This window comes from Bradyrhizobium sp. DN3 (genome assembly GCF_041357655.1).
Lineage (GTDB): Bacteria > Pseudomonadota > Alphaproteobacteria > Rhizobiales > Xanthobacteraceae > Bradyrhizobium.
Genome location: NZ_JAULLN010000040.1, coordinates 16,148 through 34,230, shown reverse-complemented (window position 1 = coordinate 34,230; position 18,083 = coordinate 16,148). Strand labels below are relative to the sequence as shown.

Below are 18,083 nucleotides of genomic sequence, written 5' to 3'. Positions count from 1 at the left end.
GGATCCAGTACGCCGCAGCATATCCGTGAAACTTCGGCGTCTCTGGAATACTGGGTCGCCCGGTCAAGCCGGGCGACGACAGTGGAGAGTTATGAAGCATGACCCAGACCGCCGAAGCAACGCGCCCCAATCCCAGCATCGTGCCCGCCCCGCCCCTCCTCAGCGTGCGCAACATTGAGGTCGTCTATGACGACGTCATCCTGGTGCTGCGCGGGCTCAGCCTCGATGTGCCCAAGGGCGCGATCGTGGCGCTGTTAGGCGCCAACGGCGCCGGCAAGTCGACGACGCTGAAGGCGATCTCGGGCCTACTCAAGACCGAGGACGGCGAGGTCACGCGTGGCGAGATCCTGTTCGAGGGCCACCGCATCAACGGCATCGATCCCGACAAGATCGTGCGCCGCGGCATCTTCCAGGTGATGGAGGGCCGGCGCATCGTCGCCGACATGACCTCGCTGGAGAACCTCAGGCTCGGCGCCTTCACGCGCAGGGACCGCGAGGTCGATGCCGATCTCGACATGGTCTTCAACTACTTCCCGCGCCTGAAGGAACGCACCGGCCTTGCCGGTTATCTCTCGGGCGGTGAGCAGCAGATGCTTGCGATCGGCCGCGCGCTGATGGCGCGTCCGAAGATGATCTTGATGGACGAGCCGTCCATGGGGCTGTCGCCGCTGCTGGTGAAGGAGGTGTTCTCGATCATCCAGAAGATCAACCGCGACCTCGGCGTCACCATCCTGCTGGTCGAGCAGAACGCGCGCGCCGCACTCTCGGTGGCGAGTCACGGCTACATCATGGAGCAAGGCAAGGTCGTGCTCGACGGCACCGCGGACGAATTGCGCGACAACGAGGACGTCAAGGAATTCTACCTCGGCGGCGCCGGCGACCAGCGCAAGAGCTTCAAGAACCTGAAGAGCTTCAAGCGGCGCAAGCGCTGGCTGTGATCCACGACGAGCCTAGCCCAGCACCTGTTCCGCTTCCGTGACTGCGCAGAGAACATGATAGAACGACGACGCAGGAATGGTGTCGATCAGCGATTTGCCGTCGCGGTCGAACTGATCGTACCAGCCGCCCTTCACGGGATGGCTGAGATAATGCCGTTCGAGCCTCACCAGCGCTGCGCGCGCTTCATCCGCCGCGCCCGCCTCGCCGGACTCGGCTTGCGCGATCCACGCCTTCGCGATCTCAGTCTGCGGCCACAGCCGACGCGTGCTGCGGCGGATGTTGCCGGCGTCATCGCCCACGTCGATCAGGCAGCCCGTGGCCTCGTCGCGGTAGCGCAGCGAGGTCGCCAGCAGTTCGGTGCGCCGCTGCCCTGTCGGGCATCCCGTGATGCGCTCGAAACCCTTCAGAAGCCAGACCCATTCCGCCTGGTGACCCGGCTCGACGCTGATCGGCTCGATCTTCGACCAGTCCTCCTCGAAATATTCTCCAAGCACACACTTCCGCTTGTCATAGAGATTGGCGAGGAACAGCGCGAAGAACTCGCCGGCACGGTTCTGAAACGACAGATCGTGGGTGGCGTCGAAGCACGCGATCATCGCCTCGAACAGATGCATGTGCGGGTTCTGTCGGCGCGGCAGCGAGACCGGAAGGCCTTCGTGGACGCCACCATGCGGCGAGCGCAGATGGCCGTCGAGGAAGGCGAGCAGCGCGTCGATCTCGGCGCGGACCTGCGCATCCTGGTCGAGCGCGTAGACCGTCGCGAGGGCAAACAGGATGAAGGCGTGATCGTACGCATCGCGCCGCGCATCCAGCACCGTCCCCTCCGGCGTCAGCCGGTGCACATAGCCGGGCCGGCCGTCAGGCGCCTTCGCTTTGGCCAGCAGATGCTCCAACCCCTTCAGCGCGATGGCGCGCCCCTCGGGGTACCAGCCCATCTGCGCGGCCTTGGCGTAGCAGTAGATTTGGCGCGCCTGCACGAACACGCGCCGCGGCGCGGCCACGTCCGCCGTGCCCTCGCGGTGCAGCCGGTCGATGAAACCGCCCGTGGTGTGATCCCAGCCGACGCTCGACCACAGCGGCAGCGCCTCCTCGATCATGCGGCGCTTCAGGCGCGCGACGACGTCCGCCGCCTCGTTCGCCGCAATAATTCCTTCGTCCGCCATCGGGTCCCCTTCAAGCCTCGCCAATGGCCGTCTGATACCGATGCCGGCGGCGGCGTGCAACGGACCATGCCAACCCGGAAAGATCAGCCATGACCGCCCATTATGACGCCCTCGAGACGCGCGACCAGGGCGCGCGCGAGGCCGAGCTGTTTTCCCGGCTGCCGGGGGTCCTGCGCGGCGCGATGGCCGCTCCAGCCTATGCCGAGCGGCTGAGGGGCCTCGACCCCGCCTCAGTGCGGTCGAGAGAGGCACTGGCGGGCCTGCCGGTGCTGCGCAAGTCGGAATTGCCGGCCCTGCACAAGGCCTCCACGCCCTTCGGCGGCTTCGTGGCGGCCGCGCCGGGGTCGTTCGCCCGCCTCTTCACCTCCCCTGGGCCCATTTTCGAGCCGGAGGGACGCCAGGCCGACCCCTGGCGCGGCGCACGGGCGCTGTTCGCAGCTGGGTTCCGCCCCGATGACATCGTGCTCAACACCTTCAGCTACCACCTTACCCCTGGCGGCTTCATCTTCGATGCATCGGCACGCGCGCTCGGTTGCGCCGTGATCCCGGCGGGTCCCGGCAATACCGAACAGCAGTTCGAGCTGATCGAGGCATACCGGCCGGTCGGCTACAGCGGCACGCCGGATTTCCTGAAGATCCTGCTCGATGCCGCAGCAAGCGCCGGCCGTGACGTCTCCTCGATCAAGCGCGCCCTGGTCTCGGGCGCGGCGTTTCCGCCCTCGCTCCAGGCCGAGATCAAGGCGCGCGGCATCGACGCCTACCAGGCGTTCGGCACCGCCGATCTCGGCCTGATCGCCTTCGAGACCGAGGCCCGTGAGGGCATGGTCGTGAACGAGGACCTGATCATGGAGATCGTCAAGCCCGGCACCGGGGACCCGGTTGCGCCGGGCGATGTCGGCGAGATCGTCGTCACCTCGCTCGACCCGCACCATCCCTGGATCCGGCTCGCGCTCGGCGACCTCACCGCGACACTGCCGGGCATCAGCCCGTGCGGACGCACCAACATGCGCATCAAGGGATGGATGGGCCGCGCCGACCAGACCACCAAGGTCAAGGGTATGTTCGTCCGGCCCGAGCAGGTCGCCGAGATCGGCAAGCGCCATTCCGTGCTCGGACGACTACGTCTCGTCGTCACGCGCCAGGGCGAGACCGACGCAATGACGCTGAAAGCGGAAACGACGGCCGCGAGTGACACGTTGCGCGAGGAGATCGCCGGCACCTTGCGTGCTGTGACGAAGCTCGGCGGCAACGTCGAGCTGGTCAGCCCCGGTGTGCTGCCGAACGACGGCAAGGTGATCGCGGACGAGCGCTGACTTCAACTGACTTCGACAGCGAGGTCGCTTTCGCGAACTCACCGATCAGGCGACTGTCGAGCGGATTGCTGTCGGCATGGACGCCCTGGATGCGTGATGCGCATTTCCTCCGCGGCCGAGATCAACTCGCCGTCGCAGCAGCACCGCGCACCATCGTGATGCCCGTACTTGATCCGATCCCCGAGCTGATTCCAATCACGTCCATTTCGTGTGGGCCCACTACGGAAGCCTTCCATAAAAGCTGCGGCCAAGGTAAATCGGCCACTGCGGCCGAAACGCTTGACGCGTGCCATTTTGGCGTAATGGCCCCGGGCGCAGGAACCTTGCATCGCCCCAGCCGCTCCCGTATTACCACCCCTGTAACGATATGGCCTGAAATTGGCCCTTCCTGGATCCCAAAACGTGCTTGAACGAACCCTCGTCACCATCGCCGAAACCGAGACCATTGAGGAAGCTTTCCGGCGCCTGAATGCGAACATGCTCGGTATCCTGTTCGCGCAGGACGCGAGCGGACGAATCGTCGGCGCGGTGACGGACGGCGACATCCGCAGGCGCATGCTGACCGGCACCACGATCCAGGACCGGGTTGCGAGCTGCATCAATCGCAACTTCGTCTGGGCGCGGACCGGCGGACCGCGCGAGCAGATCCTCAAGCTGCTCGACCAGCGCGTGCACGTGGTGCCGATCCTCGATGGCGAGGGACGGCTGGTCGACGTGTTCAGCCGCGAGCTGTTCAACCTGTCGGAAGAGAGCGAGGTGTTCGCGCGCGCCCGCTCGCCGGTGCGGATCAGCTTCTCCGGCGGCGGCACCGACCTGACGCACTACTTCGTGGCGAATGACGGAGGCGCGGTCATCAACGCCACGATCAAGATGTACGCTCACGCGACGCTGCGGCGCCGGAGCGATCCCAGCATCCGGATCTACTCGCACGACTTCCGCCGCACCGTGGAGGCCGACAATCTCGCAGAGCTCGGAACGGACGGAGATCTCGCGCTGATCAAGTCGGTCGTACGCCTGATCAAGCCGACTTACGGATTCGAGCTCGAAGTGTCGGCCGACTTCCCGGTCGGCTCCGGCCTCGGCGGCTCGGCGGTGGTCTCGTCCGCGATCATCGGCTGCTTCAACGAATTCCGTGGGGATCAGTGGGACCGCCACGAGATCGCGGAGATGGCGTTCCAGGCCGAGCGGCTCATGCTCAACATCCCCGGCGGCTGGCAGGATCAGTACGCCACCGTGTTCGGCGGCTTCAATCACATGGAGTTCTTCTCCGATCAGAACACCATCGTGCCGCTTCGGCTCGATCCCAACATCATCGCCGAGCTCGAAGAGAGCCTGGTGCTCTGCTACACCGGCTCGGGCCGCGATTCCGGCGCCATTCACCGCGACCAGAAGGCCCAGCACGAGACCAGCGACGCCGTCGCCGCGGCCGCCAAGCAGAAGGAAGTGACGCGCCACATCCGGCGGCATCTGCTGCGCGGCCAGCTCCTGGAATGCGGCCGGCTGATCGACGAGGCCTGGCACGCCAAGCGCAAGCTGAGCTCGAAGATCTCGTCGGACGAGATCGATGCGATCTACGATTTCGCCAAACAGCACGGCGCGGTCGGCGGCAAGCTGCTGGGCGCCGGCGGCGGCGGTTACTTCCTGTTCTTCGTACGTCCGTTCGAACGTTACCAGCTCATCGCCGCGCTGGAACAGCAAGGACATCGCTGTTCGCGCATCATGTTTGAGGAGAACGGGCTGCGGACGTGGAAGTCGCGCTTTCCCGCGCGGCTGGCCTGACGCATATGAGACGAGAATGTTGATGACATCGCCCAAACAGCCTGCTCCGGTCCGCATCGGCAACCGTCTTCTGGGCGATGGCCAACCCTGCTACGTCATCGCCGAGATCGGCAACAACCACAATGGCGACTTCGACCGCGCCATCGCGCTGGTCGATGCCGCGGTCGCGGCCGGCGCCGATTGCGCCAAATTCCAGATGCGCAAGCTCGACGAGGTCTATCGCGCCTCGAGCCTGTCCGGAAAGGACGACGACCTCGCCGTCGAATATACGCTTGATCTCCTGCGCCGCTTCGAACTGCCGACCGCGCAGCAGAAGAAGATCGCTGAGTATTGCGCAGCGAAGGGTATCCAGTACCTCTGCACGCCCTGGGACGCGAAGAGCGTCGCCGTGCTCGAAGGTTTCGGCGTGCAAGCCTATAAGGTCGCCTCGGCCGATCTCACCAACCTGCCGCTGCTCGCCTGCCTCGCCGCCACCGGCAAGACGCTGATCGTTTCGACCGGCATGAGCACGACGGACGAGATCAAGACCGCGGCGAAATTCCTCGACGACCGCAATGCGGGCTATGTGCTCCTGCACTGCCAGAGCACCTATCCTGCCGCGCTCCACAACATCCATCTGCGTTTCATGGAGACGCTGCGCGAGATTCATCCCGCCGTCGGCTATTCCGGCCACGAGCGCGGCATCGCCGTCTCGACCGCCGCGGTGGCCCTCGGCGCCGTCGTCATCGAGCGCCACATCACGCTCGACCGCGAGATGGAAGGCCCCGATCATGCCGCGAGCCTCGAGCCCGAGGAATTCAAGGCACTCGTCTCCAGCATCCACGAGGTCGAGGCGGCGCGCGGCGAGAAGCTCGCAGAACGCGCGCTAAGTCAGGGCGAACTGATCAACCGTGAAAATCTCGCGAAGAGCCTGGTGGCCGCGCGCGACCTTCCGGCCGGCACGATGATCTCCGAGAGCGACATTGCGGTGAAGAGCCCGGGACAGGGCCTGTCGCCGCTGAAGATGCCGGCGCTGCTCGGCCGCAAGCTGACGCGGACGATGGCGGCCGACGACTATTTCTTCCAGAGCGACCTCGACGAAGGCGCCGCAAAAGCGCGGCGCTACCGCTTCGACCGCCCGTGGGGCGTGCCGGTGCGCTATCACGACACCGAGCGCTTCCTGGAGATTTGCGAGCCCGACATCATCGAGTTCCATCTCAGCTATAGCGACATGGAGCGCGATCCTGCGGCCTATCTCTCCGGCACCTATGATCTCGGTTTCGTCGTGCACGCGCCGGAGCTGTTTGCCGGCTCCAAGCTGATGGACCTCGCAACTCCCGACGAGGCGCTGCGGCGGTACTCGCTGGAGCAGACGCAGGCGGTGATCGACATCACCCGCAGCCTGAAGAAATTCTTCCCCAAGACCGAGCGTCCGCCGATCGTCGCCAATATCGGCGGCTTCACGATGGACGAGCCGCTGCCGCCGGAGGCGAAGGCCGAGCGTTACCGCATCTTTGCTCAGAGCCTGACGGAGCTCGACATGGACGGCGTCGAGCTGACGCCGCAGACCATGGCGCCGTTCCCCTGGCATTTCGGCGGCCAGCGTCACCAGAACATCTTCATCTTCCCGGAGGAGTCGGCCGCGTTCTGCGCCGAGCACGATCTGCGCATGTGCGTCGACATCTCCCACACCAAGCTCGCTGCCAATCATTTCGGCTTCGACTTCGCGCAAGGCCTCGCCCAGCTCGGACCGCACACCGCGCATCTGCATTTCGGCGACGCCAAGGGGCTCGACGGCGAAGGCCTCCAGATCGGCGAAGGCGAGATCGATTTCGACGAGATCGGACAGGTGCTGCGCAAGCATGCGCCGACCGCGTCGTTCATTCCCGAGATATGGCAGGGCCACAAGAACATGGGCGAAGGCTTCTGGACCGCGCTCGAGCGTCTCGAGGGGCACATCTGATGGCGCGCAAGACGCTGGCCGTGATCGCCGCACGCGGCGGCTCCAAGGGCATCCCGCACAAGAACCTGCTCGATCTCTGCGGCAAGCCGCTGATCGCCTGGACGGTCGAGCAGGCGCGCGCCGCGCGCGGCGTCGATGTGGTCGCAGTCTCCTCCGACAGCGACCAGATTCTCGCCGCGGCCGAAGCGGCAGGCGCCGTCGGCGTGCGCCGGCCCGACGACATTTCGGGCGATCTCGCCTCCTCCGAATCCGCCTGGCTGCACGCGCTCGAAGCCGTCGACGCGCGCCTCGGGCGCTTTGAGCGCATCGTCGCGCTCCAGGCGACCTCGCCGATCCGCGAATCCGCCGACATCGAACGGGCGCTGGAGACCTTCGACCGCGAGCACCTCGACAGCCTGCTCTCAGTCTGCGAGGTCGAGGATTACTTCAACTGGCGGATCGGCGCCAACGGCCCGGAACCGATCAACTACGATTTCCGCAATCGCCGGATGCGGCAACAGATCGAAAAGCGCTACCTGGAAAACGGCTCGTTCTACGTTCTCATTCCCTCACTCCTGCGCGAGCAGAGCAATCGCCTGGGCGGCAAGATCGGCTTTCACGTGATGGAGCGTCACAAGATGTTCCAGATCGACCGTCCCGAGGACGTCAAGCTATGCGCCGCCATCATGCGCAGTTACGGTTATGCCTGATCTCGGCGCGTTTTCCCTCGCAGGCAAGATCGCGGTCGTCACCGGCGCTTCGCGCGGCATCGGCGCGGCGATTGCGAGTGGCCTGCAAGATGCGGGGGCCACAGTGTTCGGGCTCAGCCGGTCCGGGACCGCGCCGCAGGGCGTGAGCGCCATTGCCTGCGATCTCTTCGATGATGCGGCGATCGAAAGCGCGTTCCGCATCATTGCGGCAAGAGGCGGGCGCATCGACGCACTCGTGAATGCCGCCGGCATCAGTCTTCCCGCCCAAAGCGCCGAAAGCGAGCTCGCGCGGTTCCGTGCGACGGTCGCAACCGACCTCACCGGCGTCTATGCCACGATCCTTGCCGCCCATCCGCTGCTGAAGAACGCGGGCTCGGCCGCGATCGTCAACGTCACCAGCATCAATTCTGTCCGCGGCTTTCCCGGCAATCCCGGTTACGTGGCGGCGAAGGCCGGCCTTGCCGGGCTGACGCGCGCGCTCGCCGCCGACTATGCGCCCGACGGCATCCGCGTCAACGCGCTCGCACCGGGTTATGTCGCGACCGAGATGACTGCTAAGAGTTTCGCCGATCCTGTCATGCACGAGGATCGGCGCCGCCATACCATGCTCGGCCGCTGGGGGCAGCCAGCCGACATGGTGGGAGCTGCCGTTTTCCTCGCATCGGAAGCCTCCGCCTATATGACCGGCCAGGAGATCTTCGTCGACGGCGGTTGGATCGCCAAAGGCCTCGCCATCAGTTCGGACAGCAAATCGTGACCGCAACGCTGCAACGCATCGGCTTCATGCAGGGACGCTTGTCGGCGCTCGTCGACGGCAAGATCCAGGCGTTTCCGTGGAACGAATGGCGTGACGAATTCCCGCGCGCGAAGGAACTCGGCCTGACGCGGATGGAATGGACCATCGACCAGGAGCGGCTGCGCGAGAATCCGCTCACGACCGAGCCGGGACAGCAGGAGATTCTAGCGCTGTCGCGCGAGAACGGCGTGCGCATCCCGAGCCTGACCGGCGACTGCTTCATGCAGGCTCCGTTCTGGAAGGTCGATGCCGTCGTGCGCGATGCCCTCGTCGCCGATCTCGACCTCTTGATCGCCGCCTGTAGCCGCATCGGAATCGAATTCGTCGTGATCCCGCTGGTCGACAACGGCAAGATCGAGCGAGAGAGAGAGAGCGATACGTTGAAGCGCGTGCTGCTCGCGCGCTCGGAGACGCTCGCAAGACGGAACGTCAAGATCGTCTTCGAATCCGATCTGCCCCCGCGCGAGCTCGCCCGGTTCATGGAGGCGTTTCCGGCCGATGTGTTCGGCATCAACTACGACAGCGGCAACAGCGCATCGCTCGGCTATGACAGCGACGAGGAAATCGGCGCCTACGCGCCGCGCATCCTCAATGTTCACGTCAAGGACCGCATCCGTGGCGGCACCACCGTCCCGCTCGGAACCGGCAATGCGGATCTCGCCAGGACGATCCGGCTGATCGAGCGATCCGGCTACAAGGGGCAGTACATCCTGCAAACCGCGCGCGCTGCCGACGGTGACCATGCCGGCGCGCTGGCCAGATATCGCGACATGACGGTCGGCTGGATCGAGGACGCCGCGCGATGAAACTCGAGCTGAACGATCGCGTCGCTCTCGTCACCGGCGCCAGCCGTGGGATCGGGCTTGCGATCGCAGCGACGCTTGTCGCCGAGGGCGCAAAGGTCGCGCTCGCCGCGCGCGGCGCCGACGCGCTTGATGCCGCACGGGCGGCGGTCGGTGGCAGCGCCTCGGTCCATGTCGCCGACGTCACGGATCCGGTCGCGGCAAAGGCGCTGGTCGCGAGCGTCGGGAAGCAATGGGGCCGGCTCGATGTCCTGATCTGCAATGTCGGCAGCGGCGCCTCCGTGCCGCCGGGCCAGGAAACCGCGGCGGAATGGTCGCGGGTGATCAATCTCAACCTGTTCGCCGCGACCAACATGATCGAGGCTGCCCGGCCGCTGATGGCGGGCGGTAACGGCGACCGAGCCATCGTCTGCATCTCGTCGATCGCCGGCATGGCCGCGCTTGGCGCGCCCGTGACCTACTACGGTGCGAAGGCAGCCCTGAACGCGACCGTGCGCGGACTGGCGCGGCCGCTGGCACTGGAGGGCATCCGCATCAACGCGGTCGCCCCGGGGAACATCTTGAGCCCGGACGGCACCTGGGCGCGCAAGATCGCCGAAAACAAGCAGGCGGTCGACGACATGCTCCAGCGCGAAGTGGCGCTGCGCCGACTGGGCACTCCCGAGGAGATCGCCGACGTCGTTGCCTTCCTTGCTTCGCCGCGCGCCGCCTTCATCACCGGCAGCGTCGTGGTGGCCGATGGCGGCCAGCTCAGAAGCTGAACAGGAGCCCTTCGATGGCAAACCCCTTCTCTCGCTACGACCTGACCGGACGGACCGCGCTCGTGACCGGGGCCGGCGGACTCCTTGGCAAGCAGCATGTCGCGGCGCTTGCGGAAGCCGGCGCGCGCGTGGTCGTCAGCGATGTCGGCATGACGCAGGCCGAAGCCGGCGTGGCGGCGCTGAAGCAGGTCGCACCTGCGGCCGATCTGATCCCGCTTGAGATAAACGTCACTTCGCTCGACTCGGTGCGCGCCGCACACGAGCAGCTTGCAAGCCGCGGCGTCACCGTCGACATCCTCGTCAACAACGCAGCAATCGACCCCAAGGTGACCTCCGCGCCCGGCGTCACGCACTCCTCGCGCTTCGAGGCGTTCCCGGTACCGCAGTGGCAGACCGAAATCGCAGTCGGCCTGACCGGCGCGATGCTGTGCGCGCAGGTGTTCGGCGGCGAGATGGCCAAACGCGGCCGCGGCGTGGTTCTGAACATCGCCTCCGATCTCGGGGTGATCGCGCCGGACCAGCGGCTCTACCGCCAGCCGCATGTGACACGCGAAGAAGAACAGCCGGTGAAGCCGGTGACCTACTCGGTGATCAAGCACGGCTTGATCGGGCTGACGAAATATCTGGCGACCTACTGGGCCGATCACGGCGTGCGCGTCAACGCGATCTCGCCGGGCGGCGTCTTCAACAACCAGGATCCCGCTTTCGTGGAGCGGCTGACGCGCCTGATTCCGATGGGCCGGATGGCCGATGTCGACGAATACCGAGCCGCGGTCCAGTTCCTCTGCTCGGATGCCTCGAGCTACATGACCGGGCAGAATCTCGTCATGGATGGCGGGAGAAGCGTGTGGTAGCCGCGGCGCCGCCGCTCATAACGACGGCGAGACTGCACTGCCCTGCGCTCCGAATGAAGCGATTTCCCTAATGCTGCAGGATGCCGGCGAGGTTCATGTGCGCGGGGCGCGAGTGCTCGATGCCCAGCAGCGTCCGCCGGTTGTCGTTGGTACGCTGCAAGTGCAGGCTCGCGAGCGTGACCCCGCTGCAGGCGGTGACCGTCGTCCCGCGGCCACCGAACGGCTTGAGGAAATCGAACACGCGGCTGCCGAACATGTCCACGACCGACATCTCGCGCGCGCCCAGCGGCGGAATCTCACCGAAGTCGCCCTCGATCTGCTCGCCATCCTCGCGGATCAGCTTCGACGTCGGTCGCGCCGCATGAGCATATTCGGGATCGGAGGAGTGATTGATCAGCATCAGGCTGCTGACGATGTCGCCGGTCGCAATGATCTTCGGATTGATCCCGGTGAACCCGACATGCGCCTTGAGTCTGCCCTCGTTCAGGGGCCGGGCAAACGCACCGGTGCGGTAGATTGCGACATTGTCCTGATCGACATAGGTCATCGAATAGCTCGCAGGCGAGGAGCGAAAGCCGTCCATGCGTCCGCGCGACATCACAGCGATGACCAGATAATCGTCCTGCGGCAGTTTGAGCGAGGCGAACAGGCGCGATAGCTCGACCTCGACGGAGGCGCCCGGCGAATAGTTTTCCGGAAATTCGTAGGTCGCCCGGTAATCGCCGTCGCGCGACAGGATGTGCAGCTTGAACCTGAGCTTCTTGCTGAAGCCCGAGGCGATCAGGCTGGCGAGCTCAGGAACGAGATCCTTGACCGTCTCGCGAAAGTTCTTGCGCAGGCTGCCGGCAATGAGACTGCGGAGATACCTGATATCGACCGGACGATACCAGGCAGGGATCGAGAAACCCATGCGCGATTCGATACCCGCAAAGGTCGGGAACATGAATCGGGGCTCGTGAGGCTTCCAAGGACTGGACGGGAAACGGGGCACGGACGCAGTCCCTAAAAATGATGAAGGCTGAATTTGCCGTTGGCAAATTCATAATAGCTGAACGGACTGGCGATGTTGGTGCCCTTGAACTCCAGGGCGAATCCCTCACTCGTGCCGATCAATCTTTCAGCCTCGGGAAAAAGATCCAGCGTGCTGATGCGGACGGCGCCCATCGGCGCGATTTCCGGAAGCTCACGCTCGCCCAATGCGGTGCCGTCCAGGGCCATGAGGCGGGCCGTCCCCACCGAGGCTCCTTCTGACGCCATGCAGGAGTTCACCAGCACCACACCGGACTCTTTCAGGAGGCGCGTGAGATAGGACTGCATCCAGGCGGAGGTCGGGAACGGCGCCGCCGCGACCGGCTCGCGCTCGTGCGACAATGTCACCGCGCCATGCTGCGAGAAATATTGTGCGTAATAGCCGGTGGTCACCTTCCGTCCGGGACGAAGCTTGGTCTCATGCTTCGGTATCAGCGCCATCGCCACCGTTCCCGAAACGCGCGGACACAGCTCCGACGTCTGCAACTGCAGCTGTCCGTTGACGCCGAGCTCCCTGTGGAAATAGCCGGCCGGCTTGCCCGCTCCGTCGAAGAGCCAGACATGAGCATCCACTTCCGGATGATCCTTCATGAAGACCGAGAAGTAGTTGAATGCGCAGACTTCCGTCGTGACGGTTTCGTCATTCCGCAAGTAAAGAACGGCGGGCGGATAGCCTCGTGCGACGGCCTCTCCAATCTGCAGTTCACCGGACATTCGACAAGACTCGGCGGGAGAGCAATGGACCGGCACAGACCAAACCAACCGGCGGCATTCTACAAATCATACGCGATGTTCCGGCCCGCATGCAAAACTTCGACGTAATTTGAGGGTCTGTTTACGCTCAGCCGACAGTGGAATCAACCGGGAATGGCGCCACACCGAGCGGGTCGGAAACACAGCTCGCCACGAGCACGCTCAGCAGTCTGGAGGACGGCCTCGTTCGATGGGCGCGATTGCGCCCGCTCCTACAACCTTGCATTGTTCATGCGGCTCCCGATGACCGAAGCTGGCTCCATTCAACCGAGGAACCACTGACATGCGCTGGCAGACAAAGGCGCGAGCGTTCTCGGTGCTGTCGAACATCCCCTTTGGCGAAGACATTCACTACGCCTTGCAGCGCTACGTCACGCGACGGTTGCCGCGGCCCGAGAAACAGGTCAAATCCGTCTATACGCTTGCGCAGCGGCTGCTGGCCGTTCACGAAGCGTACAGTCTGCGGCCGCTACGGGATTCGACTTGCTTCGAGTTCGGCGCAGGGCGCGACCTGATCATTCCGCTCTCCTTCAGCGCGCATGGAGCCCGGCGCTTCATCACCGTCGACATCGAGCGCTTGGCCAAGCCGGAGTTGATCCGCTCCAATGCCGCCATCATTGCCCGACTCTGCGGCACCAGCCACCCCGACATCAATTCCCTGGACGATCTCGAACGGTCGTGGAGGATCGACTATCGCGCTCCAGCCGATGCACGGACGACGGGTCTGCCGGCCGCTTCGATCGACTGCGCGGTCTCCGTCGAAACGCTCGAGCACATTCGCAAGACCGACATCGCGGCAATCTTGAAGGAGCTGCGGCGCATTGTGCGTCCTGACGGACTGGTCCTCATGCAAATCGACTATGGCGACCACTTCAAAGGCTTCGATCCGTCCATCAGCTCGTTCAACTTCCTGACTTATTCCGAGGAGGATTGGACGCCCTTCCAGTCGCGCTTCCAATACGTCAATCGTTTGCGCCACAGCGAATATCTGGAGCTATTTAGAGAGGCCGGGTTTGAACTGCTCAGTGATCAGCCCGACCGCCGGCCGCCGGAGCGCCATATCCTGGAACGATTGGCACCATGCTTCAGAGGCTTCTCCGAAGAGGATCTGTTCACGCTCGGCTCCCTGATCGTTGGCCGTCCGGCCGACCCGTCGAACGTCAATTGAAGATCGCCGGTTCCCGACTGGGCAATCACGGACAATCACACCGCAGAGCGGCGAAACAATCGAGTCCTGTCGGCCAGCACCCACGGGAGAATGGGCCGGCCTAACCTCTGCGCCCGCTCCTCCATAACGATTGCGGCGAACAGCGCAGCAATTTTGACCCAATATGTCGGTGCCGCGACAAAGTTCAGCATGCCGCCGATGTACATGACATAGAAGCCGTACAGCACGTAGAAAGATAGGGCCGCCGTCAGATATCGCTCTGCGACGATTGAGCGGATCATGACCGCGGAGATGAGCGCAGTGAGCCAACCGGCCCCCAGCAGAAAGATCCAGCCGAAATAAGGGCCAAACAGCTCGAAGAAGATTTCAGGAAATCCACCTGCGAATTGAAAGCCGCCTGTGATGTGCTCCGTCGTCCGTGGCTCACCGATCGTTTCGGACATCAGGAACTGCGGTGTCGTGTTTCGTCCCGCAACGATGGGGCGCTCGAACAGGGCATCGAAGGCGTGGCGCGCATCCCAATCTCCGTTGACCAGAACACGTTGATAGGATGCCCATCCAATCTCTGCCGGTTGCACGAGAACGCGCTCTACAAAAGCGCCCCGCGCGGCCTCGCCTTCGAATCCTCTGACCCTGGTCAGATTCCAGTAGAGCGCGAATGCGATCATCGCGGCCGTCGCCGCAATGACGCCGGTGCCGGCCAACACGATGCGGCGATCGGCAATCCGAGGCATCAAGCTGAATAAACTTGCGCTTCCGAGACCCCGCGCCTGAACAAGCAGCGCCGCCGAGAACGGTATGACAAAGAATGCACAATATCGGTAGAAGGGCGAGAAGCGCCCGCCTGCGAGAAACGTGTAGAACATGATTGCGGCCAGCAAACCCAGGAAACGATAATCGTATCGCCGGCGTCGCAACCACTCGGCGACGAACATGGTCCCCCACCAGAAGCAGAGCATGTCGCCTCGCTCGATCACAAACTGATGGAGGACATTGGCCTGTTCGTTGAAGGTCCAACGCTCGATCTTGGCAAATAGCGGAATGACGCCTCCCTGAATCAGGGCGCCGAAAAGCAAGACCAAGAAGAGGACGGACGCGTAGAACGTGGCGTCCGAAAGGGTCAGCTGAGAATGCCTCGCACGCGGTTCGGGAGTTGGCGCCGACCGCGCCCATTCATCGAGCGCCGCCGAATTGAAGACCCAAAGGAAGGGAATCAGCGTCACAAAGTACGCAACCGACTGGAACACCGTCATGACGCCGGGGCCAATGAACATCTGAAGCTGGGACGAAAAAACCGGCCCCGAAAGATCGATATAGAGCGATGAGATCGTCCGCCACGCGAAGGTGAACAACAGAAAGGCGAGGCACACGAAGATCGTCGACCTGAAGAGCCCCAGCCAAACGATAAAGAGAAGTACCGAGACTCCAGCCAGAAGGGACATTGCCAAGCCCTACACAGGACGCGTCGACCGCCTCAGAAAGAAGGTCAATAGACTGATGAAAAGAACCATGCCCAAGCCCGCCAGGATGGCCCTTCGCACGAGATTGACCTGCCGGGGCCCTTCCGTCGCAGGTGACAATTCATCCTGCGAAGCCGTCATCCGCCCGGTGCGCTCGAGATAGGCCATTAAAGCGATGCGCGTATCGACATTGAGCTTCCTGTCGACCGAAGCACCTGGAATAGCCACGAACGCAGGCGCGGCAGAAGTTCCATCCGATCGAGCCGGCGCAAACTCAATGTCGCCCTTCTTGAGCAAATCATTGAGCCGCACTCTCGCTTCTAGCAGGCTAGCGCTCACCGAACGCAATAACTCCATTCTCGGCTCGAACAATTTCCGGTGCGCGGCCTGGATCGCGAGGATCGTTTGTTGAAGCAGGGTCAGCGCCTCCTCCTTCGAGGCGGAGCTCGCCTCCAGACGGATGGAGGAATCGTCGATGACGACCCCGCGCACCGAGGCTCCGGCGAACGACCCGCGCGGGTCGTGAAGCGCCTTCCGAGCATCGGCCAGAACATTGTCTTGAAATTGGATCGCTCCGATCCGCGTCACCAGATCACGGGCGTTCTCTACGCGTTCGACCGGCGCCCCGGGGAGCCCGAGAATGCCTTCAATGCTGGGCATTGTGCCAATTGCGATCGTCGAGGTCGCGGTCCAGGATTCTACCTTCCGGCCGACGGCAAGCGAACCAAGAGCAGCCAACAACATCGCTCCGATCACGAGCGAAAGAACCCAATGCGTCCGTACTGCTTGGACAGCGACATCTGACCACCTCGCAAGCGGCAAAAAAGCTGAAGCTTGCGGCGTACGCTCGTCCATCGGCATGTAACTCTTGTCCCGGACACGATATGAATGGGAAATTCCACAATGTGGATGGGAACCCAGTCGACGATATCACATCATACTGAGCGATCTATGGTTGATCAATCAGCACATAGCAAAGGACTCTCGATAAACGGTCGTGGGCTGCCCGCTCGCTTGGGGGCCGCCCAGTCGGCTGATCCAACGACAGGGATTCACGACTTTTCCCTTGCTCGTTGCTTCCGGCCGCTGCTAAGCGTAGACATCGCACACAGCCGATCCCGTCGCGGCGAGCAGCGCGCGATTTTGTGCGCGCTGGTGCGGAACGTTGGCCACTCCGTGTTGCTTCCTCCAAGCCTTGATCGAGGGTCGACCGAAGCTGGGAGAAGACCCAGTCACCACAGCTCAATCCAACGAGAAGCCAGATCATTGAGACAGGAATATTGTGCTGCTCACCTTCGACTGAGGTGCCCAGGCGGAGAGCGGTCATGCTGAGACAGGCCGTCATCCTCGTTGGTGGGCTCGGCACCCGTCTCGGTGAACGCACCAAAACCGTGCCAAAGCCGATGCTCGAAATCGGCGGCCGGCCGTTTCTCGACACGCTGATCGACGAACTCGTGCGCTATGACGTCTTCGACGAGATTCTCCTGCTTGCGGGACACAAGGCCGAGATCGTCGAGACGCATTATGCCGGCGCGACCAAGGGCCGGTCAAAGATCCTGGTGTCGTGCGAGACCGAGCCGCTCGGCACCGGCGGTGCGCTCGTGCATGCGCGCGACCTGCTGCACGAGCGCTTCCTGCTCCTCAACGGCGACTCGCTGTTCGACTTCAACCTGCTCGATCTGATCGCGCGCGCGCAGGACGGGCGCGTTCACATGGCACTGCGCGACGGCGTCGTCGGAGACCGTTACGGGCGCGTCGTGCTCGACGGTGACGTGGTGCGCGACTTCATCGCCCCCGGAGCGGGCGCGACCGGGCCGGTCAATGCCGGCATCTACGTCGTCGACAAATCCATTCTCGCCGACATCGCGAAGCTTCCGGCTTCGCTCGAGCAAGATGTATTCCCCCGCCTTGCCGCGTCTGGCGCGCTGCGGGGCACGGCCTATCGCGGTTACTTCATCGACATCGGCATTCCGGACGATTTCGCCCGCGCCGATCGCGAATTGCCGGAGAAGCTGCGGCGGCCGGCCGTGTTCTTCGATCGCGACGGCGTGCTCAACCACGATTCAGGGTATACGTTCGAGACGCACAAGCTGGAATGGATCGAGGGCGCACGCGAGGCCGTGAAAGCCGTCAACGATGCCGGCTACTTCGCCTTCGTCATTACCAATCAGTCCGGCGTCGCTCGCGGCTATTACGAAGAGCACCACGTCGTCGCCTTGCACAACTGGATGGCGGACCAGATGGCGCTGATCGGTGCGCATGTCGATGCATTTGAATATTGCCCTGATCACCCGGACGGAACCGTCGCCCGCTATTGCCGCACGAGCGACCGGCGCAAGCCGGCCCCGGGTATGATCACCGATCTCATCAAGCGCTTCCCCGTCGACATGACGCGCAGCATGTTGATCGGCGACAAGCAAAGCGACATCGAAGCAGCACAGGCGGCGGGGGTGGCCGGGTATCTGTTCGAGGGCGGAAATCTGGAAGCATTCGTCAAGCAACGCCTGGCCTCGACCGGGAAGCGCTAGAGGCGCCCAAAAAGCTATATCCCCGGGCATTTGGCGGATGTTGCTCTGTTGCACGCGACGGCCAGTGTGCTATAGCGCCATCTTGTTGCGAACACTGGCTTAATCG

The 18,083-nt window shown here is 63.7% G+C and carries 16 protein-coding genes; 11 read left to right on the top strand and 5 right to left on the bottom strand.

Annotation, left to right across the window (positions count from 1 at the left end; translation table 11 throughout):
* Nucleotides 1-98: 98 nt before the first annotated feature.
* Nucleotides 99-938 carry an ABC transporter ATP-binding protein gene (locus AAE027_RS35945; protein ID WP_370990598.1) on the top strand — a complete coding sequence of 280 codons (840 nt, stop codon included), beginning with the start codon at nucleotides 99-101 and terminating at the stop codon, nucleotides 936-938.
* Between the two features lie 12 nt (nucleotides 939-950).
* On the opposite strand, the gene AAE027_RS35940 is transcribed toward AAE027_RS35945, so the two are convergent.
* Nucleotides 951-2,102, bottom strand: a complete 1,152-nt coding sequence (locus AAE027_RS35940; RefSeq protein WP_370990599.1) for an AGE family epimerase/isomerase — start codon at nucleotides 2,100-2,102, stop codon at nucleotides 951-953.
* A gap of 89 nt (nucleotides 2,103-2,191) precedes the next feature.
* Here AAE027_RS35940 and AAE027_RS35935 point away from each other — a divergent pair, with 89 nt between their 5' ends.
* The 8 genes from AAE027_RS35935 (at nucleotide 2,192) to AAE027_RS35900 (ending at nucleotide 11,039) form a co-directional block, all read left to right on the top strand.
* Nucleotides 2,192-3,415, top strand: coding sequence for a phenylacetate--CoA ligase family protein (locus AAE027_RS35935; protein WP_370990600.1), 1,224 nt, complete (start codon nucleotides 2,192-2,194; stop codon nucleotides 3,413-3,415).
* A 402-nt stretch (nucleotides 3,416-3,817) separates the two neighbouring features.
* Nucleotides 3,818-5,194 (top strand): GHMP family kinase ATP-binding protein, encoded by a 1,377-nt coding sequence (locus AAE027_RS35930; protein WP_370990601.1) that lies wholly within the window; start codon nucleotides 3,818-3,820, stop codon nucleotides 5,192-5,194.
* Nucleotides 5,195-5,216: 22 nt separating this feature from the next.
* A complete protein-coding gene (locus AAE027_RS35925) occupies nucleotides 5,217-7,136 on the top strand; it encodes an N-acetylneuraminate synthase family protein (RefSeq protein WP_370990602.1) in 1,920 nt (639 codons plus the stop codon).
* On the top strand, nucleotides 7,136-7,825 hold the full coding sequence (locus AAE027_RS35920) for an acylneuraminate cytidylyltransferase family protein (RefSeq protein ID WP_370990603.1): 690 nt from the start codon (nucleotides 7,136-7,138) through the stop codon (nucleotides 7,823-7,825). Before AAE027_RS35925 ends, AAE027_RS35920 begins: the two co-directional genes overlap by 1 nt.
* Complete coding sequence (locus AAE027_RS35915) at nucleotides 7,818-8,582, top strand: SDR family oxidoreductase (RefSeq protein ID WP_370990604.1); 765 nt, start codon at nucleotides 7,818-7,820, stop codon at nucleotides 8,580-8,582. The genes AAE027_RS35920 and AAE027_RS35915 overlap by 8 nt, the downstream gene beginning before the upstream one ends.
* Entirely contained in the window at nucleotides 8,579-9,427 is an 849-nt protein-coding gene (locus AAE027_RS35910; RefSeq protein WP_370990605.1) for a sugar phosphate isomerase/epimerase family protein, read from the top strand. The genes AAE027_RS35915 and AAE027_RS35910 overlap by 4 nt, the downstream gene beginning before the upstream one ends.
* Nucleotides 9,424-10,185, top strand: a complete 762-nt coding sequence (locus AAE027_RS35905; RefSeq protein ID WP_370990606.1) for an SDR family NAD(P)-dependent oxidoreductase — start codon at nucleotides 9,424-9,426, stop codon at nucleotides 10,183-10,185. Before AAE027_RS35910 ends, AAE027_RS35905 begins: the two co-directional genes overlap by 4 nt.
* A 14-nt stretch (nucleotides 10,186-10,199) precedes the next feature.
* Nucleotides 10,200-11,039 (top strand): SDR family oxidoreductase, encoded by an 840-nt coding sequence (locus AAE027_RS35900; RefSeq protein ID WP_370990607.1) that lies wholly within the window; start codon nucleotides 10,200-10,202, stop codon nucleotides 11,037-11,039.
* A gap of 67 nt (nucleotides 11,040-11,106) precedes the next feature.
* Here the strand turns inward: AAE027_RS35900 and AAE027_RS35895 are convergent, their stop codons facing one another.
* Nucleotides 11,107-11,949 carry a hypothetical protein gene (locus AAE027_RS35895; protein WP_479714263.1) on the bottom strand — a complete coding sequence of 281 codons (843 nt, stop codon included), beginning with the start codon at nucleotides 11,947-11,949 and terminating at the stop codon, nucleotides 11,107-11,109.
* Nucleotides 11,950-12,041: 92 nt separating this feature from the next.
* On the bottom strand, nucleotides 12,042-12,818 hold the full coding sequence (locus AAE027_RS35890; RefSeq protein WP_370990609.1) for a hypothetical protein: 777 nt from the start codon (nucleotides 12,816-12,818) through the stop codon (nucleotides 12,042-12,044).
* Between the two features lie 319 nt (nucleotides 12,819-13,137).
* Here AAE027_RS35890 and AAE027_RS35885 point away from each other — a divergent pair, with 319 nt between their 5' ends.
* Nucleotides 13,138-13,989, top strand: coding sequence for a class I SAM-dependent methyltransferase (locus AAE027_RS35885; protein ID WP_370990610.1), 852 nt, complete (start codon nucleotides 13,138-13,140; stop codon nucleotides 13,987-13,989).
* Between the two features lie 35 nt (nucleotides 13,990-14,024).
* On the opposite strand, the gene AAE027_RS35880 is transcribed toward AAE027_RS35885, so the two are convergent.
* A complete protein-coding gene (locus AAE027_RS35880; RefSeq protein WP_370990611.1) occupies nucleotides 14,025-15,431 on the bottom strand; it encodes a DUF6418 domain-containing protein in 1,407 nt (468 codons plus the stop codon).
* A gap of 9 nt (nucleotides 15,432-15,440) precedes the next feature.
* The gene (locus AAE027_RS35875) at nucleotides 15,441-16,310 is read right to left on the bottom strand and encodes a hypothetical protein (protein ID WP_370990612.1); all 870 of its coding nucleotides are present in this window, start codon (nucleotides 16,308-16,310) and stop codon (nucleotides 15,441-15,443) included.
* 464 nt (nucleotides 16,311-16,774) lie between these two features.
* Between AAE027_RS35875 and AAE027_RS35870 the strand changes: the two genes are divergently transcribed.
* Nucleotides 16,775-17,977 carry an HAD-IIIA family hydrolase gene (locus AAE027_RS35870; RefSeq protein WP_370990613.1) on the top strand — a complete coding sequence of 401 codons (1,203 nt, stop codon included), beginning with the start codon at nucleotides 16,775-16,777 and terminating at the stop codon, nucleotides 17,975-17,977.
* Nucleotides 17,978-18,083: the final 106 nt, after the last annotated feature.

Excerpts from the sequence above, each read along its gene's own strand:
- AAE027_RS35920 (WP_370990603.1), top strand. The coding sequence starts at position 7,136 with ATGGCGCGCAAGACGCTGGCCGTGATCGCCGCACGCGGCGGCTCCAAG.
- AAE027_RS35875 (WP_370990612.1), bottom strand. The coding sequence starts at position 16,310 with ATGCCGATGGACGAGCGTACGCCGCAAGCTTCAGCTTTTTTGCCGCTT.
- AAE027_RS35925 (WP_370990602.1), top strand. The coding sequence starts at position 5,217 with ATGACATCGCCCAAACAGCCTGCTCCGGTCCGCATCGGCAACCGTCTT.
- AAE027_RS35900 (WP_370990607.1), top strand. The coding sequence starts at position 10,200 with ATGGCAAACCCCTTCTCTCGCTACGACCTGACCGGACGGACCGCGCTC.
- AAE027_RS35905 (WP_370990606.1), top strand. The coding sequence starts at position 9,424 with ATGAAACTCGAGCTGAACGATCGCGTCGCTCTCGTCACCGGCGCCAGC.
- AAE027_RS35945 (WP_370990598.1), top strand. The coding sequence starts at position 99 with ATGACCCAGACCGCCGAAGCAACGCGCCCCAATCCCAGCATCGTGCCC.
- AAE027_RS35935 (WP_370990600.1), top strand. The coding sequence starts at position 2,192 with ATGACCGCCCATTATGACGCCCTCGAGACGCGCGACCAGGGCGCGCGC.
- AAE027_RS35895 (WP_479714263.1), bottom strand. The coding sequence starts at position 11,949 with ATGGGTTTCTCGATCCCTGCCTGGTATCGTCCGGTCGATATCAGGTAT.
- AAE027_RS35880 (WP_370990611.1), bottom strand. The coding sequence starts at position 15,431 with ATGTCCCTTCTGGCTGGAGTCTCGGTACTTCTCTTTATCGTTTGGCTG.
- AAE027_RS35940 (WP_370990599.1), bottom strand. The coding sequence starts at position 2,102 with ATGGCGGACGAAGGAATTATTGCGGCGAACGAGGCGGCGGACGTCGTC.
- AAE027_RS35870 (WP_370990613.1), top strand. The coding sequence starts at position 16,775 with ATGCTGAGACAGGCCGTCATCCTCGTTGGTGGGCTCGGCACCCGTCTC.
- AAE027_RS35915 (WP_370990604.1), top strand. The coding sequence starts at position 7,818 with ATGCCTGATCTCGGCGCGTTTTCCCTCGCAGGCAAGATCGCGGTCGTC.